1 protein-coding gene is annotated in these 2,424 nt (G+C 62.1%); it reads right to left on the bottom strand.

Annotation, left to right across the window (positions count from 1 at the left end; genetic code table 11):
• Positions 1-103: 103 nt before the first annotated feature.
• Positions 104-2,035, bottom strand: a complete 1,932-nt coding sequence (locus ACNKID_RS01545; protein ID WP_417911672.1) for an ASKHA domain-containing protein — start codon at positions 2,033-2,035, stop codon at positions 104-106.
• Positions 2,036-2,424 lie beyond the last annotated feature (389 nt).

Below are 2,424 nucleotides of genomic sequence, written 5' to 3'. Positions count from 1 at the left end.
GCCCTGTTCCTAGGGCTGGAGCAGACGGAAAGCACTGCGCTGACCGCAGAGCTGAAGTGGTTCTGGTGACAGAGGAAGGCTGTCACCAGAACAGACTGCTCCCCTATCCCTCCAGCTTCTCCTGCACGCTCGGAAAGAGCCGCATGTCAGTGTGCGGCAGGAAGAGCGCGGCCATGTAGTGCTGCATGAAATCCTGGTTCTCAGACAGCTCCATGTTGGTGATGAGCTGGCGCGTGGCTTCCCGCTCGCGGAAGCGGCCCATGTCGCTCATGCTGATCTGACAGCCAAGGAGCGACGCGTTGCCGAGATAGTAGAAATGCTCGCGGGCAATGTCCGGCAGCAGACCGATGCAGACAGCCTGCTCCAGATCAAGATACGCCCCGAAGTTGCCTGCCAGAATGACCTGATCCAGATCGGCGAAGCTGAGGCCGACAGACTCCAGCAGGGTCTGATAGCCTGCGTACATCGCGCCCTTGGCCCGCATCAGGTTGTCTATGTCCACTTCCGTGAGGATGATGTCCTCGCCGATCAGCGAGGTGTGCTTCCACGCCAGCACGTACTCCCAGCCGCTGCTGCCTTGGCGGACGCGGGGCGTGTCAAGGTCGCGGCGGAACTTGCCCTGCTGATCAATCACCTTGTTCTCCAGCAGCTCGGCCACGATGGCGATCAGGCCGGAGCCGCAGATGCCGCTCGGCTTGGTCTGGCCGACTGTGACCAGCATCGGCTCCAGCGTCTCTGGGTGTATCTGAAATTTCTCTATCGCCCCGGCGGATGCCCGCATTCCGTACTGTATCCCCCCGCCCTCAAAGGCTGGCCCGGCCGAGCAGGCCGCGCAGACCAGCCAATCTTTGCCGCCGACCACAATCTCTCCATTGGTGCCGATGTCTATAAACAGGCTGACCTTGTCGGACTTGGCCATCTGGCAGGCGTGCACGCCGGAGACAATGTCGCCGCCAACATAGGAGGCCACGCAGGGGTAGAGGAAAAGCCGGGTGGAGGGATGGGCGTGAATGCCCAGTTCCGCCGCTTTGGTCAGCGGGAATTCGCTCACGCTGGGCACGTACGGGGCCTCGCGCAGGTATTTGGGATCAATGCCGAGCAGCAGATGGGACATCACCGTGTTGCCTGCGGCCATCATGTAGGCGATGTCCGAAGGGGAAATGATCAGCTGGCGGCAGATGTCCTCGATGATGCTGTTGATGGTGCCGACCACCTTGGCCTGCAAGGCCTTCAGGCCGCCGGGCCGGGCCGCGTAGATGATGCGCGAAATCACGTCTTCGCCAAAGCTGATCTGGCCGTTGTACCCGGATGACTCCGCCAGCACCTCGCTGCTGCGCAGGTCAATCAGCACGCCGGAACAGGTGGTGGTGCCGATGTCTATGGCTAGGCCGTAGAGCTTGGCGGTGGTGTCGCCTGCCTCAACGTCAATGATGCGGAAGTTCTCTCCCTTTTTCTTGCCGCGCAGCAGCAGCAGGGTGACTTTCCAGTCCGCCTCGCGCAGGGTGCGGGGCAGATATTTGATCAGCTGCGGCAGGTCGTAATGCGGCTCCAGGTGCGCCTTGTCTGGGTGGAGCTGCTGGCGGATGCCGCGCAGCAGCCGCTGCATGTCGGCGATGTTGTCTTCCATGGTCGGCGGCGGCAGTTCGAGATACAGCTTGCTCACCGGCGGATCGGCCTGCCATTTGCCAACTAGGCTGTCCAAGGCCTTGGCCGAGACAGCGCGGGTGGTCTTCGGCTTGCGCTTGAGCGCCTTGCCGCCCTTTGTGGTCAGCTCCGGGATGGTCACCTCCACGTCCGATTCCACGAAGGAATGGCAGGCGAGGCGATAGCCCTTGTCCCAGTCTTCCTGCTTGAGATTGCCCTTGTCCGAGCGCACCTCGCCCTTGACCAGCACCTTGCATTTGCCGCAGACTCCGTCGCCGCCGCAGCAGGCGTGGACATAGACACCCGCTTTCGCGGCAGCGGCCAGCAGGCTCTCCCCTTGATTGACAAGGGCGGTGACGCTCTCAGGCAGAAAGGTGACAGTATGCTTCATGGGCAGCTCCGAAGGTGGAGGGACAGAGTTGGCGTTTCAGAACAGATGCGGCATCATAGCACACCAGGCGCGGTTCGGCAATGAGGAGCCGGGCCTTCCGCCTCACGGGGCCGGATGCCGCGCCGCATCAGCGCGTCCTGGCGTGAGATTCGTCAGCTCGGCGGCTCGCTGTGTTTGCCTTGGCCAGCAGAGTATGCTATATACAATGAGTATGGGACAGCGACGCGCCCCTTTGATGACCATGCCAAGCTGGAGGTTTTCTCCAGGCAGGCCTAGTGGAAGGGACTAGGCAGGCCTGCTCGGAGGGACTAGGCAGGCCTGGAGGGAGAGAGCAGGCCTGCCTAGAGAATCAATGCAGGCCTGCATGGGCTTTTCCTGCGGCAGGAGCA

The organism is Candidatus Electronema sp. TJ (assembly GCF_048287355.1).
GTDB lineage: Bacteria > Desulfobacterota > Desulfobulbia > Desulfobulbales > Desulfobulbaceae > Electronema.
The sequence above is the reverse complement of the archived record's forward strand: the minus strand, read 5'-3'. Positions and strand labels throughout refer to the sequence as shown.

Coding starts and splice junctions, on each gene's coding strand:
- ACNKID_RS01545 (WP_417911672.1), bottom strand. CDS start 2,035: ATGAAGCATACTGTCACCTTTCTGCCTGAGAGCGTCACCGCCCTTGTC.